Below are 16,935 nucleotides of genomic sequence, written 5' to 3' on the forward strand. Positions count from 1 at the left end.
GGCGCGGCGCTGGCCGCGCTGATCGGGATTCCGGGGCTTGGTCTTTACTTCGGTGCGCGCGCCCTCGGCCTGAACACCGAGGTGAGCGCGTCGGGGCTGCCGAGCCTGTGGTGGTCCGTGCCGGTGCTGATCCTCTCCGCCGTGCAGAACGCGGTGCTGGAAGAGGTGATCGTGGTCGGGTACCTGATCACGCGGCTACGCGAGCTGCGCTGGTCGATCCCCGCGGTCATCGCGGCCAGCGCGCTGCTCCGCGGCTCCTATCACCTCTACCAGGGGTTCGGCGGTTTCGTCGGGAACGCGATCATGGGCGTGGTGTTCGCGCTCGTCTACCTGAAGTGGCGGCGGGTCGGGCCGCTGATCGTCGCGCACACGCTGCTCGACGTGGTGGCGTTCGTCGGCTACCAGGCCCTCTGCTCCAACGGCTGCTGATCGTAGACCCACGGCCCGGAGCTGTAGTCGGCCAAGGGAATCAGCGGCGAGTCGAGGGGCATCCGGTCGACGTAGAGCCGACCGGCGAGATGGTCGACCTCGTGCCCGACCAGCCGGGCCAGGCCGCGCTCGAACGTGCTCACCACCCGGCCGCCGTCGAACCGCTGATGCTCGATCACGATGCGCAGCGGCCGCCGGACCCACCCGCGGAAGTCGAAATAGGACAGACAGCCCTCGGGCTGCTCGTCGGCCTCCCGCGACTCCTCCACGATCACCGGGTTAAGCAGCACGAACGGCTCACCCCGCCCGGGCTGGCGGATGACCGCCGCGGCCGCGTCCACGCCGAGCTGCGGCGCGGCCAGGCCCATGCCCTTGTTGAAGGGATGCAGCCGGCCGATCTCCTCCAGCGCCACCGTCAGGTCGGCGACGATCAGCCGCGCCTGCTCCTCCTCGTCCGGCAACTCCAGCCGCCGGGCGCGAGTCCTCAGTGGATGACCGCCGTTGGCCGTCGCGCGTAGCTGGCCCGCGGTGGGCTCGCGCTGGCCGGGCGGCGGCCACTGCACCACCCCGACCGACGCCAGGCGCGGCGCGAGCGGCCGCCCCTCCACGCCGGTGGGCAGGTGCAGCGCCGGGGGCGCCGACGACACCGCCCGAAACCGCCACTGCAAGCGGAATCGCGCGTTCAGGCTGGGATTGTCGGTGGTCCAGGTGAAGATCGCCCGGTCACCCTCCATCTGCTTCTCGATGAGGGTACGCAGCGGGGTCTCCTCGGCGGACATGGAGGTCTCGACGCCCCACACCTGTGGGTCGAGCGCCTGGGGCAGGTCGATCCGCACGGTCATCCGCCGGGTCGGCAGGCGGACCGCCCGCTGGAACCAGCTGCCCCACTTCCCCTCGCCGACGCGGTAGCTGTAGGTCACCGCGGTCCGTTCGCCGGGATACAGCGGAAAGCGGCCGTCCTCGTTCTCGAAGAGCAGCCAGATCTCCTTGAAGGCGTCGCGGTCCTGCTTCACCCGCCAGTGCATGCGCTCGTACGCCGAACCGTCGCCGCACGAGGCCTGGAGTTCCAGCTCGGCGAGTTCCAGCGGATGTTCCCGGTGATGCCGGTTGGACCGCTGCGGATCGCCCGGAAAACGGTCCACCGCGACGCGGATGAGATACCGGCTGACCGGGTCGACCCCGGCGTTGTACAGCGACCGCCGAACGGTGGTCACGTACTGGCCGTCGCGATAGGTGAGCAGTGCTTCCTCGTGCTCGACCACCAGTCCGGTGCCCGGCGGCAGCCACTGCGGCGGCATCGGCGAGTCCCGGGCGATCAACGCGGCCGAGCGGCCGTGCCGAGCCTCCTCGTACTCCTGAAACCGCTGCCAGAGCGCACCGGCCGTAGCCAGCACCGCTTCGGCCCGGCGGGCGAAGTCCTCGGTCGGCCGATGCCGTCGTCCCTCGATGTGACTGACGTAGGATGGATCGAACCCCATGAGTCCGGCCAACTGTTTTTTGGACATGCCGCGGTCCAGCCGCCAGCGAGCCAGCTCGCTTGCAAACGCTTCCGCCGCACGGTCGGCCCCCGACGTCGCCATCGCCACCCTCCGCTCCGCGCGGGTCCGGCCGGTTCGCGGTGGCTCGCGCGCGTGAGGATTCCAGTCTCGGGCGCACGACTATCTATGTGATGATCGTGATGAATACCCGACAAGTGGCTTGACAAAGGGCGAACTCATCTCCGGGAACAGGCCGCCACGAGTGGTAAATCCGGTCACACTAGGAAAGGAAGGGGCACCCCGGTCTGGTAAGCCTAGCCTAATGGCGCTACGCTGGCCCGGTTGCTCTCCGTGAGGGCAGTCCGGACAGGTTGGCCGAAGGGTGGCTGGGATGACGGCAGGGGTGCTCGCACCGCCTCGGCGTACCCCTGTGGCCTGGGCGCCTGCCGCCAACGCGCTCGCCGTGATGGACGCCGCGAAGGCGATCCGGCTAGGCGTCCTGCCCGGCCCCGGATGGGTGCGAGCGAGCAAGCTGACCGAGCCCGAAGGCCTCGACCTCCTGCTCCAGGCGGCCGCCCGGCGCTGGAACGCGGCCCCGCACGCGGCAGCCACCCTCGCGTGGAAGAGCTACAGCTACTGGGCCAGCCTGCCGACCGTGCTGAGCTGGGCGGCGGCGCGACGCGTCCCGCTGCTGACGGCCGACACGACGTACGCCCAGTTCCACGACGAGGCGCCGTTCCTCACCATCGGCACCGCCCCGGCGCCGTTCGCCGTGCTGCCGTCCGACACCCTCGCCGGAACACCGGGCACGGTAGTCGTCGCCGACGAGGACGAACTGCTCGGCACACTGCGTACGCAGCTGCTCGAGCGGCACCTCGACCCGCTGCTCGACGCGATCCGCACCGAAGTCCGCGTCGGCCGGCGTACGCTGCTCGGCTCGGTCGCCTCCGGGATCGCGTACGGGATGATCCGGGCCAGCGACGCGCTCCCCGGCTCCACCCACGAATCGCTGCTGCGCCTGCTCACCGCGCTCGAGCTCGACGACCTCGTGGACGTGTGCGCGAGCGAGTCGGGGCTGTCCGTCCAGCGCAAGACGTGCTGCCTGGCGTTCACCCTGGACCAGCCGAAGATCTGCAGCGGCTGCTGCATCCGCCCCTAACCCACCTAGGGGAGGTCGCGGCGCATGGCCGCGCGCGGCCATTTGTCCAGTCCCATGGCGGCTTCCCGCTCCCGGATCGCCTGAAGGCCGGGCGTCAACTCGTCCACACCGAGTAAGCGGTAGCCGTGCCGTGCGTAGTAGGGCGCGTTCCACGACACCTCGACGAAGGTCGTCAGGGTCATCGCCGGCCGGTTCTCGGCGAGCGCGCACTGCGCGGCCGCTTCCAGCAACGCCGCGCCGATGCCCCGTCGCCCGTACGCGGGCCGCACGGAGATCTGCTCGACGTGCAGGCAGCCGTCGACCGGCATGGCGATCAGGTAACCGACCACAGTTCCGTCGACCTCGGCAACCCAGGCATGCCCAGCAGCTTGATGCTCGGCCAGGACGGACACAGGCGCGCCTTCATCCCCGGCGATCTCGTCCATGCCGACGTCCGCGAACAGCCGCCCCGCGTCGACTTCGATCTCCGAAAAGCCGGGCAGATCGCTCGAAGTCGCCAGCCGAATCTCCATGGGCGCAGCGTAACTCCGACCGACTGACAAGATCGACTGAGTTACGCGCCGGAAGCGGCACATCGATGGAAGTGCGGAGGGTCAGGGATTCGAACCCTGGAAGACATCGCTGCCTTAGCGGTTTTCAAGACCGCCGCCCTCGGCCACTAGGCGAACCCTCCAAGCCCGCCGGAACGGACCCGCACCGTAGCCTACAGGCATGCGTGCAATGACTGGTGACCTCGTCTGGCGCGAGGTGCCCGAACCCGAGCCGGGTCCGGGCGAGGTGCTCGTCGAGGTCGCCGCGACGGCCGTGAACCGGGCCGATCTGTTGCAAGTTCAGGGGTTCTATCCGCCGCCGCCGGGCGCGCCGGCGTACCTCGGGTTGGAGTGCTCGGGCCGACTGGCCGACGGGTCCGAGGTCTGTGCGCTGCTCGCGGGCGGTGGCTATGCCGAGCGCGTCGCCGTGCCGGAGGGTCAGCTCCTGCCCGTTCCGCGGGGGGTGAGCTTGATCGCGGCGGCGGCGCTGCCTGAGGTCGCCTGCACGGTCTGGTCGAATGTGACCATGGTCGGGCGGCTCGCTGCGGGCGAGACCGTGCTCATTCACGGTGGCGGCAGCGGGATCGGCACGTTCGCGATCCAGTATGCGAAGGCGCTCGGCGCGCGGGTGATCGCCACGGCTCGCCGGGAGAAGCACGAGAAGTTGCGCGAGCTGGGCGCGGACGAACTCCTCGACTATCGCGAGGACGACTTCAGCGGCGTACAGGCTGATCTTGTCCTGGACATCATCGGTGGCGCGTACCTGGGGAAGAACGTCACGGCCTTGACCACCGGCGGCCGGCTCGTGATCATCGGGCTGCAGGGCGGGCGCCGCGCGGAGCTGGACCTCGGCGCGCTGGTCAGCAAGCGCCTGACGGTCGCCGGCACCACGCTCCGGTCGCGGCCCGTGGCGGAGAAGGCCGCGATCGTCTCAGCGGTACGCGAGCAGGTGTGGCCGATGCTCGAGGACGGTCGCATCCGTCCCGTGATCGACGAGACGTTCCCGGTGGAGGAGGCGGCGAAAGCGCACGAGCGTGTGGCCGCCAACGCTCACCTCGGGAAGGTCGTGCTGACCGTCAACGCTGCTTAGGCACCGGGCGGAGCCGCTCGCGCATGAGGATGAGCAGCGCTTCGACCCCGTCCATGGCGGTGATCTTCTTGCCCTCTTCCCGCGTGCGGGCGTGGTAGCTGATCGGCACCTCGTAGGGGCGCAGCCGGCGGCGCAGCAGCTTGCCGGTGACCTCCGCCTCCATGCCGAAGCCCTTGGACTTGATCGCCAACGAGCGGTACAGCTCCAGCGGCATGAGCTTGTAGCAGGTCTCGAGGTCGCCGATGTAGCTGTTGTAGAGGATGTTGGCGAACAGGGTCACACCCTTGTTGCCCATCACGTACCAGAACGAGAAGGCCGCGTGCCCGCCGAAGCTCCGGTTGCCGTAGACGATCTTGGCCTTGCCGTCCAGCACCGGCTCCAGCAGGCGCGGGATGTCCTTCGGGTCGTACTCCAGGTCGGCGTCGAGGATCACCATGTAGTCCCCGTCGGCCGCGTCCACCGCGGTGCGGATCGCCGCGCCCTTGCCCTTGTTGCGTTCGTGGTTGATCGGGCGGAGCCGGGCGTCCTCCCAGCTCTCCAGGATCTCCCGGGTCCGGTCGGCGCTGCCGTCGTTGACCACGACCAGTTCGACGTCGCAGGGGTACTCGACAGCCAGCGCCTGCTTCAGCGCCTCCGGCAGCCGCTCTTCCTCGTTGTAAACCGGCATCAAAATGGACAGCTTCATGGCGGCAGAACTCCAGCCTCACCCCGACAGATCGGGGACAGCGTAGCCGTTGACCCGACGCCGGTGCACAATCGCGGTGCTGCGAGGCCCGCAGCACCGCTGAGAATACTGGATCCGGTGACGAACGACTATTTCTGCGCTGGAATCAGGATGAAGCGGGCGACCACGTCGTCCTGCTGCTTGGCGCCGGCCACCCCGATCTGCTGCCCGACCTTCACCTCTGAGGGTTGGACGGACTTGCGCTTCTCGACCACCCGGAGCTGGTCGCCGAGCGTCCAGGTCAATGTGTAGCCGTCGGCCGACTTGACGGTCACGTGGTCGGCGGTCAGCTCGGTGATCACTCCCTTCTGGACCAGCACGGTGATCGTGGTGCCGTCCTTCTTCTGCACCACTGCCTCGCCGTGCAGGGTGTTCTTCGCCAGCAGTACGCGTACCGCCCGGCGCTTACGCCAATCGGCGAGCCGTCCCTTGTCCCCCTTGCCGGACGGCGACGGGGCGACGGTGGACGACGGGGCGATCGCGGCGGCGGCGAATCCCGGTTCGGCGGCGGCCACTTCGCTCGGATCGAAGCCGAGAGCGACCAAAGCCTCACCCTCCGGAGTGAACTCTGCGGCGGCCTGGCCGGTCGCGCCGGCGACGTCGGCGGGTCCGCAGGCGGTCGCGCCGCCGAGGAGAGCCGCCCCGAGCAGCATCGAAACAAGAACCTTTCGCATGTCCCGATGCTGCGCCGAGAGTGCTGCCCGCCGATCAGTTCCAGGTACGAAGCTGGTAAGCGGTGTCCGGTGCATCTTGCACTCGTTGGAACTTGCGTGGACGTGTTCTCCAGAACGTTTCTGCCAGCGACGGCGGAAGCCGGTCTCCCGATGGCGACCGTCACCCGCCACATGCACGTGATGCGCCGGTGCGTCGAGCCTGACGACGGCGCGGTCCTGGTCACTCGATGCACGCGCCCGGAACGGCCCCTCGGCCGGGAGTACCTGCTCGTCCTCACCTATCGGCGGCTCGTCGTCACGCAGGAGACGCGGCTGATCCGCCAGATGCGCCTCCATCTCAACACCGAGCTGCGCCATCTGAGCAACGTCGTCTGGCACCCCGACCAGCGGCTGGGCGCCGTCGAGTTCGCGGCCACCGCGATCGACGGCGTACGCGAACGGTTCCTCATCAAGGTCGGGCATCCGAAGCACGTCTGGCACCTCGACGCGCTGCTCAGTCACATCTTCAAGCCGCGTACGCTCGCCTCGCAGCGCACCGTCGCGACCGAGCCGCCCCGGCTGGTCAGCCCGCTGGGCGCGTACTGATCTGACGTCCGCCTTACCTGTCTCGTACAAAACGCGTACAAGATAGGGCGGTGACCGACAAGGGACTGATCCTCGTCGTGGAGGATGAGCCGGCGATCTCCGATCTGGTCCGGCTCTACCTCCAGCGGGACGGCTTCGGGGTGCACGTCGAACGCGACGGCCCGGCGGGGTTGGCGGCCGCCCGGCGGCTGCGCCCGGTGGCCTGCGTCCTGGACATCGCGCTGCCGGGCTTCGACGGCACCGAGATCTGCCGCCGCCTGCGCGCCGACGACGATTGGACGCCCGTCGTCTTCCTCACCGCCCGCGACGACGAGGTGGACCGGATCGTCGGGCTCGAATTGGGCGCCGACGACTATCTGACCAAGCCGTTCAGTCCGCGGGAACTCGTCGCCCGGCTCCGGGCGGTGCTGCGGCGCAGCAGCGGACGGCCGGAGCCGGACCGCAGCCGCGCCGTCGGGGGCGTACGCCTCGATCCGGTCACTCGCACGGTCATGGCGAACGGGCGCGAGCTGTCGCTCACCGCGACCGAGTTCGACCTGCTGGCCCATCTGATGCAGCGGCCCGGCCGGGTATTCACCCGGGAGGAGCTGCTCAGCGCGGTCTGGGGGTACGCCGCCCACGGCGGGACGAGGACCGTCGACGTCCACGTCGCCCAGGTACGCGCCAAGCTCGGTGACGACGCGACCGTCATCCGCACCGTCCGCGGAGTGGGGTACGCGTGCGCGACGAGCTGACCCGCCCGCTTCAGTTGGTCACGTCGGCGCGATCGGGCCGGGCCGGGTTGGTCACCCGGGCGGCGTTCGCCGGCGCGGCGGTCGCCCTGGTGTCGGTGCTGGTCACGGCGCTCGTCGCGATTCCCATCGCGGTACGCGTCTCGGACGACCGGGCCCGCCAGGTGCTCACCGAGGAGGCGCAGTTGGTGACCGAGGTACTGCGCAACCGGATCGATCGGGGGCGTACCGCCGACGAGGAGCGCCTGGCGACGACGCTGCGCAAACGGGACGTCGAGATCTATCTGATCCGCAACGGGGTCAGCGACCGGGCCGGGCTGCCGGAATCGGTCGTCAAGCGGGTGACTGCCGGGCAGTCGGTCAGCCTGCGGATGTCGCTGGTGAACGGCCGGATCTCGCTGGTCGAGGGCCGCCCGGTCGGCGACGGCGACGGCGTCGTGCTGACCGCTCCGGCCGCCACCGGGACCGCCTGGGCCGTCCTCAAGGGACTGTGGCTGCCGCTCGGGGCCGGTCTGCTCGCCGGGATTCTGGCGGGCGTGCTGCTGGCGCGACGCCTCACGCGGCCACTGCGGAACGCCGCTGTCGCCGCCGCGCGCATCCGGGCCGGCGATCACGCGGTACGCGTACCGGTCGAGGATCCGCCGGAGGTGGCCGATCTGGCCTTGGCCTTGAACGAGCTGGCCGGCGCGCTGGCCGTCTCCGAGGCCCGGCAACGCGAGTTCCTGCTCTCCATCTCGCACGAGCTGAAGACGCCGCTGACCACGCTGCGGGGCTACGCCGAAGCGCTCGCCGACGGGGTGGTCCAGGAGAGCGAGACCGCCCCGGTCGGCACGACCATGCTCGGCGAGGCCGACCATCTGGCCCGGCTCATCGACGATCTGCTCGCCCTGGCCCGCCTGGACGCGGTGGACTTCCCGCTCCAGGCCGCCGTCGTGGATCTCGTGCCGGTCGTGCGGGCGCTGCGCGAAGCTTGGCAGCCTCGGTGCACTGCTCACGGCGTACCACTGGTGGTGCGGGTTCCGGACGCGGAGCTGATGGTGACGACGGACGCGGGGCGCGTGCGGCAGGTGATCGACGGCTTGCTGGAGAACGCGCTGCGGGTGGTCCCGCCAGGCCGGCCGATCGTGGTCGAGCTGACCGCGAGCCCAGCCGCCGCGGTGGTCGAGGTCCGCGACGGCGGGCCGGGCTTCACCGACGACGATCTCGCCGTCGCCTTCCAGCGCGGCGCGCTCCACCAGCGTTACCAAGGGGTACGCAAAGTGGGCAGCGGGCTCGGCCTGGCCTTGGCGGCCGGACTGGTACGCCGCTTGGGCGGGACGATCAGCGCCGGGCACGCGCCCGAAGGCGGAGCGGCGCTGACCGTGACCCTGCCCCGTCAGTAGCTGAGCGTCGCCGCCCGGATCAGGGTGACCGCGACGATCACCACGAAGACGGCGCCGAGCGACGCGTATTGGATGACCGCGCGGTTCTTCTGCGGTGCGTAGGCCAGTCCGGCGGCGGCGACCGCGCCGGTCAGCAGGCCGCCCAGGTGCCCGGCGATCGAGATGCCCGGGACGACGAAGGTGAAGACGACGTTGATCAAGATCAGCGAGAGCATGCCGGTCGCGTCCCGGCCGACCCGGCGCAACAGGATGAACAGCGCCGCGAACAGGCCGAAGATCGCGCCCGACGCGCCGACGGTCAGGTACGGCCCGGTGAAGAGGTAGACCGCGAGGCTGCCGCCGAGCCCGGCGACCAGGTAGAGGGCGAGGAACCGCACCGGGCCGAGGGCCTGCTCGATCACCCGGCCGACGACCCACAGCGCCCACATGTTCAGCGCCAGGTGGAGGATCCCGGCGTGCAGGAACATGCTGGTCAGGAACCGGTACGCCTCGCCTTGCGCGATGACGTCGTAGGCCTGCAACCGGCCGTCGCTCATGACCGCCTGGGAGCCGACCATGCCGCCCCACTCGCTCAGCGAGCTGTCGCCGCCGAGCAGGCCGCCCCAGTTGCCCCCGAAGAGGCTGCCGGCCCCGCTCACCAGGAGCCCGATCAGGAGCATCGCGACGTTGATCGCGATGAGGCCCTTCGTCACATAGCCCTGGGCGCCGGCCCGGGCGTCGCCACCGAACGCGGTGACCGCCGCTCGCTGATTCCTGGTGCCTTCACGTACGCATTCCGGACACTGATGACCGACTGACGCGGGGATCATGCAGTCGGGGCAGATCGGACGGCCACACCGTGAGCAGGACAGATACGTCTCACGAGAGGGGTGACGGTAACAGACCGGAACCTGGCCGACAGAAGTCATGCCGACCAGGCTACGTCAGGTTGCCATGAAAGCCGGTGGGCGCTCAGTCCCACCGGCTCGGTGCGCTATGGCCGCTCAGCTCCGGCGTACGCCGTTCTTCGACGGCGACGGCGAGTCGGTCAGATCGTTGGCCATCGACCGCGTCTGCTCGGCGGCGTCCCGGCTCATGCCGCCGGCCTTGTCGCCGGCGCCCTTCATCTTCTCGGCGGCCTTGTCCGACGCCTTCTCCAGGCTGTTGGCCGTCTTGTCGAGGGTCCTGGAGGTCGACTCCATCGCGGTGTCCAGTGCCTGCGACGGGTCGTACTCCTCCCAGGTCGACCGACGACGGCGGCGCATCACCAGCGCGGCGGCGGCGCCGACGGCGACCCCGGCGGCGAGCAGGCCGACGGCCAGCCCGATCCGCTTCTGCTTCATCCGCTCCTCCCTCTTGGCCAGCTTCGCGAGCCTGGCCTTCTCCTTGAGGGCCGCCTCGGTCGCCTCTCGGGCGCCTTCCCGAGCGGCCGTCATCAGCGGCGAGAACGTGCTCACGGTAGTGTCCCACCCCGACGACGCGAGGCCGCGGACACGCCCGGCGGCGGGCGTGATCATCGAGCGCATGGCGTGGGCCCGTGGCCCGACCGCCGATCCCATGCCCCCGGCAGCGTGTGACGCGGCCTGAACCATGTGATCCCAGCCGGCGCCGAACTCCTCCTTGGCCAGTTGGCCATGCGTCTTCGGAGTCCCCCCGAAACCGAACAAAACCCCCACCTCCAATGGTGTCCCCTCAAACATGTTGCCCCCTCTGAGCAGGTCGCACCACCGGAACGCGCGATCCGCCCGTCCGTTCGTCTCGACGAGGTGGGAGGATCGGGGACGGCAATGAACGCCTCGTCGTGACCTCGCACCGCCCGGTGCGAAGGCGGCGAGCCAGATGACGGGAGCAAGCACGTGGCTGACGCCCGCTACGCAATCCTGCACACCAGCCTCGGGCCGATCCGCCTGGAGCTGTACGGCAACCACGCCCCGAAGACGGTCCGCAACTTCACCGAGCTGGCCGAGGGCACTCGCGAATACACCGACCCGAACACCGGTCAGCCCGGCAACGGCCCGTACTACGAGGGCACGCCGTTCCACCGCGTGATCGAGGGCTTCATGATTCAGACCGGCGACCCGACGGGCACCGGTCGCGGCGGTCCCGGCTACACCTTCGACGACGAGTTCCACCCGGAGCTTCAGTTCGACAAGCCGTTCATCCTCGCCATGGCGAACGCCGGCCCGAAGACCAACGGCTCGCAGTTCTTCATCACGGTCGGCGCGACCCCGTGGCTGAACTTCAAGCACACCATCTTCGGCAAGGTCGCCGACGAGGCGTCGGAGCAGGTCGTCATGGCGATCGCGACCACGGCGACGGACCGGTCCGACCGGCCCACCACGCCGATCGTGATCGAGAAGGTCGACATCGAGCGCTAGTCCTATACAGACGAGCGGCCGCCCGGAGTTCTGGGCGGCCGCTCGTCGTGTCGTGAGTGCTCGCGCTGTGGATCGTCGTGTCGTGAGTGCTCGTGCTGTGGATCGTCGTGCTGTGGATCGTCGCGCTGTGGGTCAGAGCCAGCCGGAGCGGCGGAACAGCCGGAAGAGGAGCAGCGACCCGCCGACCATCACGGCGAAGATGATGGGATAGCCGTACTGCCAGTGCAGTTCCGGCATCTTGTCGAAGTTCATGCCGTAGATCCCGGCGACCGCCGTCCAGAACGCCGCGATACCGGCCCACGACGCGATCTTGCGCATGTCGTTGTTCTGCTCGACCGAGACCTGGGCCAGCCGCGCCTGGAGGATCGAGTTCAGCAGATCGTCGAAGCCGGCGATCTGCTCGACCGTCCGGGTCAGGTGATCCTGCACGTCCCGGAAGTAACGCCGCAGCTCCTTGCCCACTTCGGACGATTCGCCGACCAGCGCCATGATGGGGCGCTGCAAGGGCAGGACCGCCCGCTTGAACTCCACCATCTCCCGCTTCAACTGGTAGATCTGCTGCACTTGGGCGGTGCCCTCGCGGGAGAAGACCTTCTCCTCGACGAGGTCCAGATCGTCCTCCAGCCGCTCGGACGCGTCGACGTAGAGGTCGACCACGTGGTCGGTGACGGCGTACGCGACGGCCCAGGTGCCGAGACGCAACAGTTCCGGCCGGCCCTCCAGCTCCTTGCGTACGCCCCGGAGGGTGCACGCCTCGCCGTGCCGGACCGTGATCACGAAGCGGTCGCCGATGAGGAGCATGACCTGACCGGTCTCGACGACCTCGGCGTGCTCGCTGAGCGCCTCGTGCGGGATGTAGCGGGCCGACCGCAGCACCAGGAAGGTGAAGTCCTCGTACCGTTCCAGCTTCGGCCGCTGCCCGGCGTTGATCACATCGTCGACGGCCAACTCGTGGAGTCCGAAGGCGTCGGCGATGCCGGCCATCTCCTCCGGACGGGGGGTGTTCAGGCCGAGCCAGACGAACGCGTTGGGTTCGGCGCGGGCCGCTTCCAGAGCGGCGCGGTAATCGAGCGTGCCCTCTCGGCGTACGCCGTCGACGTAGACCGCACAGTCCACAATGCCGCTACGGCCGGGCTCCTCCGGCAGGCTCTCGTCGAAGGTGCCGCCCCACATCCGGGTGACCGCTCCGCGTACCGGAGCCGTCCAGGCGCGCAATCCCTTGGTTTCGCCGTTGCCGATCCGATCCGCCATGACGCCTCCTCCCGTAGCCGTTGGTTCGGGCAACAAGGCTACGCCCATGCCGAGTCCGAGGGCGCCGGGCGGACCGTCCGCGTTCGGGGGTGGGGGCAGGCGGCCCGCCCGGCGCGCTCGGGGGAATGAGGCTCCGCAGCATTCTGGGCCGAACGGCGCCCCGGCGGAAGGCCGGGACGCCGCGTTGTTATCGGTCGGTTATCCGATCAGGAGCCGGTATCGAGGTTCCGGCGACGATGGCGACGGTTCAGCCGCGGACGGCGTCGATCGCCTCGGCCAGCCGGCGTACGCCCTCGTCGATCTCGTCCACGGTGACCGCCGAGAACGCGAGCCGGAGCGCGTGCTCGCCGCCCTCCAACAGGAAGTCGGAGCCCTTGACCACGGCGACCCCACGGGTGGCCGCCTCCGGCAGGAGCTTGTCCACATGGACGTCGTCCGGCAGCTCGATCCAGAGGAAGTAGCCGCCGTCGGGCTCGGTGAACTCGACCCCCGGGATCCGCGTACGCAGCGAGTCGCCGAGCACCTTGGCCCGCTCGCCGAGGGCGGCGCTCACCTTGGCGATCGACCGGTCGATGTCGCCGGAGACGCAGAACTGGTGCACGATGCCCTGGGCGACCTGGCCGGCGGAGATGTAGGTGTTGGTCGCCGTCTTGGCGATCCCGTCGATGATCCGGCTCGGCCCGATGAGGTAGCCGACGCGGACACCGGGGCAGACCGTCTTCGTGAACGAGCACGCGTGCACGACGACGCCGTCGGAGTCGAGCGAGATCATCTGGGGCAGCGCCTCGCCCCGGAAGCGGATGTCGGCGTACGGGTCGTCCTCGAAGATCACGAAGTCGAACTCGCGGGCCAGCGCCAGCAGGGCGTGCCGCTTCTCCTCCGACAGGGTGACCCCGGCCGGGTTCTGATAGTTCGGGATGATGTGCGCGAGCTTCGGGCGTACGCCCGCCTCGAGCAGCGCGCGCAGCTCGGTCACCGAGATGCCGTCCGGCTCCAGCGTCACCTGGTGGACGACCGCGCCGCGGTTGCGGAGGTTGAGCAGGGTCCGGTCGTAGGTCGGCTTCTCCACGACCACGTGATCGCCCGGCTGGACCAGGTGCTCGAAGAGGAAGGCGTCGGCCTGCAGCGACCCGTTGGTGACCATCACCTGGTCGACGGGTACGCCGTGCTTGGCCGCGATCCATTCCCGGAGCGGCTGGTAACCGAGGCTGTTGCCGTAGGCGGTCACCCCGGCCGGGTCGGCGTCGAACGCACGGACGGCCGCGGTCTTCAGCCCGTCGATGTCGACGATGTCGAGCGACGGGGCACCACGGGCGAACGAGATGAGCTGCGCAGGGGACATAGCTGCTCAGCGTACCGATGGCCGGGCCGGGTACGCGCGCGACTTACCGCGCTCCCGAATGGTGAGCCACCGATCAGACCGACGCCGCCGCCTCGGCTCGGAGCTGCGCCCACACCCGCATGATGTCGCGGACCGAGATGATCCCGAGTACCTCGTCCTCGTCCATGACGACCAGGTGCCGGAAGCCGCCGCGGGCCATCGCCATCGCGGCCTCCTCCAACGACCAGTCCGGCCGGGCGTACACGACGTCCCAGGTGATATGCCCGTTAGCGACCTCGATGTCGGGATCTTTGCCGGCGCCGATGGCGTACAGGAGGTCCCGCTCGGTCAGGATGCCGACCCCGGCGCCGTCCGGGTCCAGCACGATCGCCGACCCCACCCGTCTGGCCGCCATGAGCTGCGCGGTCTGGCGGAGCGTGTGTTCCGGGCCGACCATGAGAATCGGCTTGGTCATCGCGTCTCGGACAAACATCGTGAACGCCGCCCTTCGGTCGTCACCTCACTGAAACGAACCGTATGGACATCCTCGCCGCGATGGGGCCAACACTCAAGACTTGACATATGTCGTCGGGTCACCCGGGTGGGGCGAGACGGGGTGACTGGCGGGTGAACGCCGCTTGTACAAACTTCCACTAAGCTGGTCGGGCTGCACCCGGGGGTGGTCCCCCGGACCCCGCATTCAGCAGGAGGTTCTCCCATGATCGGTCTCGTCCTGGCCGCCGGTGCCGGGCGGCGCCTGCGCCCCTATACCGACACCGTGCCCAAGACGCTGGTGCCGGTCGACGGCGAGACCACGATCTTCGACATCGCGCTGGCCAACCTGGCCGCTGTGGGCCTCACCGAGATCACCGCCGTCATCGGCTACCGCGCCGAGGCCGTGGTGGCCCGCCAGGCGGCGCTGGAGGAGAAGTACGGGATCACGCTCAGCCTCGTCCACAACGACAAGGCCGAGGAGTGGAACAACGCGTACTCGCTGTGGCTGGCGCGGGAGCACTTCGCCCGGGGCGCGCTCCTGGTCAACGGGGACACCGTCCACCCGCAGAGTGTCGAGCGGACCCTGCTGGCGGCCCCGGCCAACGGCATCACCCTGGCGATCGACGACCAGAAGAAGCTGGCCGACGAGGAGATGAAGGCGATCTTCTCGGCCGACGGCCGGCTGGAGCGCATCACCAAGCTCATGGACCCGGCGACCGCGGACGGGGAGTACATCGGGCTGACCCGGATCCAGCCGGAGGTGGCGGCCGACCTGGCCGACGCGCTCCAGGCGACCTGGGAACGCGACCCGAACCTCTACTACGAGGACGGCTACCAGGAGTACGCCAACCGCGGCGGACTGATCACCGGCGCACCCATCGGCCAGGTGGAGTGGGTCGAGGTCGACAACCACGACGACCTCGCCCGCGCGCGGGAGATCGCATGCCGCTACTGACCCGTTCGGTCCAGGCGCCGCTGACCATCGACGTCCGCCGGGGCGCCGTGGCCAGCCTCGGCAAGCTGCTCGCCGACGGCCGGGTGTCCGCCAACGGGGAGGTCGCCATCGTCGTCGGCCCCGGGCAGGGCGAGAAGATCGCCGAGCTGATCGCGCCGACCCTCAAGAACGCGCAGATCCTCCACGTCACCGGCGGCACTCTCGAGTCCGCGCTGGAGCTGGGTACGCAGCTGCGCAACCTGAGCGTCGACGCGGTGGTGGGCATCGGCGGTGGCAAGACCGTCGACACCACCAAGTACGCCGCCACCCGCTACGGGCTGCCGATGGTGACCGTCGCGACGAGCCTGGCCAACGACGGGATCGCCTCCCCGACCGCCACCCTCGACCATGACGGGGCGCGCCCGTCCTATGGCGTGCACATCCCGCTGGCGGTCTTCGTCGACCTGGACTTCGTCGAGTCCGGGCCGGACAGCCAGACCAAGGCGGGCATCGGGGACGTGCTCTGCAAGATCAGCGCGGTCGCCGACTGGGAGCTGTCCGCCCGGGAGACCGGCGAACCGATCGACGGCCTCGCCGTGGCGATGGCCCGATCGAGTGCCGAGGCGCTGATCAACCATCCCGGATCGATCACCGAGGACGCGTACCTGATCACCTTGGCCGAGGGTCTCATCATGGCCGGGCTGTCGATGGCCGTCGCCGGCACCTCGCGCCCGGCCAGCGGCGGCTGCCACGAGATCTCGCACTCGATGAACATCCTGAAGCCGGGACACGGCAGCCACGGCGAGCAGGTCGGTCTCGGCGGTCTCTTCTGCACCTTCCTGCGCGGCGACCAGTCCCGCTTCCAGCAGATGTCGAGGGTGCTCGCCCGGCACGGGCTCCCGCGGCTCCCCGCCGACCTGGGCCTGTCGCTGGACGACTTCGTCGAGGTCGCCGAGTTCGCCCCCAAGACCCGCCCCGAGCGCTACACGATCCTGGAACACCTGGGCGTGGGCGCTACGATGTCGCGGGCCAAGCTGCGCACCCTGGTGGAGGACTACGTCGATGCCGTCCGTCCGTGACTTCTACCAGGTCAACCGCGGTGGCGGACTGTTCTCGGAGGCCTTCAGCCAGCGCCTCGGCGCGGCGACGGCGTACGCGGCCTCCCGGGCCGGCCTCCGGCCGACCACGCTGACGCTGGCCAACCTGCTCGTCGGGCTGGCCGCCTCGGTGATCGTCGTGCTGCGCGCCGACTCCTGGTCCAGCTGGATCGGCGTACTCGCCCTCGTCGGCTGGCAGGTGGCGTACGTGCTGGACTGCTCGGACGGTCAGCTCGCCCGGGTCACCGGCCAACGCTCGGCCGCCGGCGCCCGCATCGACATCCTCTGTGACGTGGCCTCCCAGATCGCCCTCGTCACGGCGATCTCGGCGGTGGCGGCGGCCCGCTCGGACGCGCCGGTCTGGCTGCTCACCATGTTCGCCGGGACCTGGATGGTCAACCTCATCACGAGCGTGCTCCAGTCCGGCCCGAACGCGGACTCGATGATGCCGTCGCAGTCACTGCCCGTCCGGGTGGTCAAGCTGGTCCGCGACCCCGGCGTGGTGTTCCTGCTCGCCGGGGTCGTCCTGGCGATCCAGGCCGACTGGGCCGTCTGGTACGCCGCCGCGTTCACCTTCGTCAACGGCGGATTCCTGCTCGCCAGCATCGCCTTCACGGCGCGCAAGGCATACCAGCCGAGCTGAACCGACCAAGCTGAGCCGACCGAGCTGAAAAGGCCCGGCTGAGCCGGGCGAGCGC

At 69.6% G+C, this 16,935-nt stretch carries 19 protein-coding genes and 1 tRNA gene; 10 read left to right on the plus strand and 10 right to left on the minus strand.

Going from position 1 to position 16,935, the window contains the following annotated elements; translation table 11 throughout:
- A partial coding sequence (locus AB0M47_RS16500) for a CPBP family intramembrane glutamic endopeptidase (protein WP_363413789.1) occupies positions 1 to 429 on the plus strand: 429 nt, incomplete at its 5' end.
- On the opposite strand, the gene AB0M47_RS16505 is transcribed toward AB0M47_RS16500, so the two are convergent.
- Positions 399 to 2,009, minus strand: a complete 1,611-nt coding sequence (locus tag AB0M47_RS16505; protein ID WP_363413792.1) for a peptide deformylase — start codon at positions 2,007 to 2,009, stop codon at positions 399 to 401. The genes AB0M47_RS16500 and AB0M47_RS16505 overlap by 31 nt on opposite strands.
- A gap of 289 nt (positions 2,010 to 2,298) precedes the next feature.
- On the opposite strand from AB0M47_RS16505, the gene AB0M47_RS16510 reads away from it, so the two are divergent.
- Entirely contained in the window at positions 2,299 to 3,066 is a 768-nt protein-coding gene (locus AB0M47_RS16510; RefSeq protein ID WP_363413795.1) for a hypothetical protein, read from the plus strand.
- Positions 3,067 to 3,071: 5 nt separating this feature from the next.
- On the opposite strand, the gene AB0M47_RS16515 is transcribed toward AB0M47_RS16510, so the two are convergent.
- Positions 3,072 to 3,578, minus strand: coding sequence for a GNAT family N-acetyltransferase (locus AB0M47_RS16515; protein WP_363413798.1), 507 nt, complete (start codon positions 3,576 to 3,578; stop codon positions 3,072 to 3,074).
- Between the two features lie 74 nt (positions 3,579 to 3,652).
- Positions 3,653 to 3,739, minus strand: a tRNA-Ser gene (locus AB0M47_RS16520).
- Positions 3,740 to 3,777: 38 nt separating this feature from the next.
- On the opposite strand from AB0M47_RS16520, the gene AB0M47_RS16525 reads away from it, so the two are divergent.
- On the plus strand, positions 3,778 to 4,686 hold the full coding sequence (locus tag AB0M47_RS16525; protein ID WP_363413801.1) for an NAD(P)H-quinone oxidoreductase: 909 nt from the start codon (positions 3,778 to 3,780) through the stop codon (positions 4,684 to 4,686).
- Here the strand turns inward: AB0M47_RS16525 and AB0M47_RS16530 are convergent.
- Together AB0M47_RS16530 and AB0M47_RS16535 are read right to left on the minus strand one after the other, a co-directional pair.
- Positions 4,673 to 5,371: a glycosyltransferase family 2 protein gene (locus tag AB0M47_RS16530; protein WP_253759390.1), complete on the minus strand. Its 699-nt coding sequence runs from the start codon at positions 5,369 to 5,371 to the stop codon at positions 4,673 to 4,675. The two genes, AB0M47_RS16525 and AB0M47_RS16530, sit on opposite strands and share 14 nt — an antisense overlap.
- Before the next feature lie 128 nt (positions 5,372 to 5,499).
- Positions 5,500 to 6,084, minus strand: coding sequence for a hypothetical protein (locus AB0M47_RS16535; RefSeq protein WP_363413804.1), 585 nt, complete (start codon positions 6,082 to 6,084; stop codon positions 5,500 to 5,502).
- Positions 6,085 to 6,180: 96 nt separating this feature from the next.
- Between AB0M47_RS16535 and AB0M47_RS16540 the strand changes: the two genes are divergently transcribed.
- The 3 genes from AB0M47_RS16540 to AB0M47_RS16550 are packed head-to-tail and all read left to right on the plus strand — an operon-like array spanning position 6,181 to position 8,782.
- Positions 6,181 to 6,669, plus strand: coding sequence for a hypothetical protein (locus AB0M47_RS16540; RefSeq protein WP_363413806.1), 489 nt, complete (start codon positions 6,181 to 6,183; stop codon positions 6,667 to 6,669).
- 50 nt (positions 6,670 to 6,719) lie between these two features.
- Complete coding sequence (locus AB0M47_RS16545; protein ID WP_363413808.1) at positions 6,720 to 7,403, plus strand: response regulator transcription factor; 684 nt, start codon at positions 6,720 to 6,722, stop codon at positions 7,401 to 7,403.
- 47 nt (positions 7,404 to 7,450) lie between these two features.
- Positions 7,451 to 8,782, plus strand: coding sequence for a HAMP domain-containing sensor histidine kinase (locus AB0M47_RS16550; protein WP_363413940.1), 1,332 nt, complete (start codon positions 7,451 to 7,453; stop codon positions 8,780 to 8,782).
- On the opposite strand, the gene AB0M47_RS16555 is transcribed toward AB0M47_RS16550, so the two are convergent.
- Positions 8,776 to 9,690, minus strand: coding sequence for a rhomboid family intramembrane serine protease (locus tag AB0M47_RS16555; RefSeq protein WP_363413811.1), 915 nt, complete (start codon positions 9,688 to 9,690; stop codon positions 8,776 to 8,778). The two genes, AB0M47_RS16550 and AB0M47_RS16555, sit on opposite strands and share 7 nt — an antisense overlap.
- Positions 9,691 to 9,765: 75 nt before the next feature.
- Complete coding sequence (locus AB0M47_RS16560; protein WP_363413814.1) at positions 9,766 to 10,218, minus strand: hypothetical protein; 453 nt, start codon at positions 10,216 to 10,218, stop codon at positions 9,766 to 9,768.
- Positions 10,219 to 10,617: 399 nt separating this feature from the next.
- Here AB0M47_RS16560 and AB0M47_RS16565 point away from each other — a divergent pair, with 399 nt between their 5' ends.
- Entirely contained in the window at positions 10,618 to 11,139 is a 522-nt protein-coding gene (locus AB0M47_RS16565; protein ID WP_363413817.1) for a peptidylprolyl isomerase, read from the plus strand.
- Positions 11,140 to 11,271: 132 nt separating this feature from the next.
- Here AB0M47_RS16565 and corA read toward each other — a convergent pair whose 3' ends face one another.
- The 3 genes from corA to AB0M47_RS16580 all read right to left on the minus strand — a co-directional run bounded on the left by corA (position 11,272) and on the right by AB0M47_RS16580 (position 14,204).
- Entirely contained in the window at positions 11,272 to 12,390 is a 1,119-nt protein-coding gene (gene corA / locus AB0M47_RS16570) for a magnesium/cobalt transporter CorA (protein ID WP_363413820.1), read from the minus strand.
- Between the two features lie 247 nt (positions 12,391 to 12,637).
- Positions 12,638 to 13,732: a PLP-dependent aminotransferase family protein gene (locus tag AB0M47_RS16575; protein WP_363413823.1), complete on the minus strand. Its 1,095-nt coding sequence runs from the start codon at positions 13,730 to 13,732 to the stop codon at positions 12,638 to 12,640.
- A 73-nt stretch (positions 13,733 to 13,805) separates the two neighbouring features.
- Positions 13,806 to 14,204, minus strand: a complete 399-nt coding sequence (locus AB0M47_RS16580) for a CBS domain-containing protein (protein WP_253759373.1) — start codon at positions 14,202 to 14,204, stop codon at positions 13,806 to 13,808.
- A gap of 225 nt (positions 14,205 to 14,429) precedes the next feature.
- On the opposite strand from AB0M47_RS16580, the gene AB0M47_RS16585 reads away from it, so the two are divergent.
- Genes AB0M47_RS16585 through AB0M47_RS16595 form a run of 3 tightly spaced genes read left to right on the plus strand, consistent with a single transcriptional unit; the run spans position 14,430 to position 16,880 of the window.
- Positions 14,430 to 15,161 carry a phosphocholine cytidylyltransferase family protein gene (locus AB0M47_RS16585; protein ID WP_363413827.1) on the plus strand — a complete coding sequence of 244 codons (732 nt, stop codon included), beginning with the start codon at positions 14,430 to 14,432 and terminating at the stop codon, positions 15,159 to 15,161.
- A complete protein-coding gene (locus tag AB0M47_RS16590; RefSeq protein ID WP_363413830.1) occupies positions 15,149 to 16,219 on the plus strand; it encodes an iron-containing alcohol dehydrogenase family protein in 1,071 nt (356 codons plus the stop codon). Before AB0M47_RS16585 ends, AB0M47_RS16590 begins: the two co-directional genes overlap by 13 nt.
- Positions 16,203 to 16,880, plus strand: a complete 678-nt coding sequence (locus tag AB0M47_RS16595; RefSeq protein ID WP_363413833.1) for a CDP-alcohol phosphatidyltransferase family protein — start codon at positions 16,203 to 16,205, stop codon at positions 16,878 to 16,880. The genes AB0M47_RS16590 and AB0M47_RS16595 overlap by 17 nt, the downstream gene beginning before the upstream one ends.
- The last annotated feature ends 55 nt before the right edge of the window (positions 16,881 to 16,935 follow it).

Origin of the sequence: Hamadaea sp. NPDC051192 (assembly GCF_040682475.1) — a bacterium.
Classification (GTDB): Bacteria; Actinomycetota; Actinomycetes; order Mycobacteriales; family Micromonosporaceae; genus Hamadaea; species Hamadaea flava.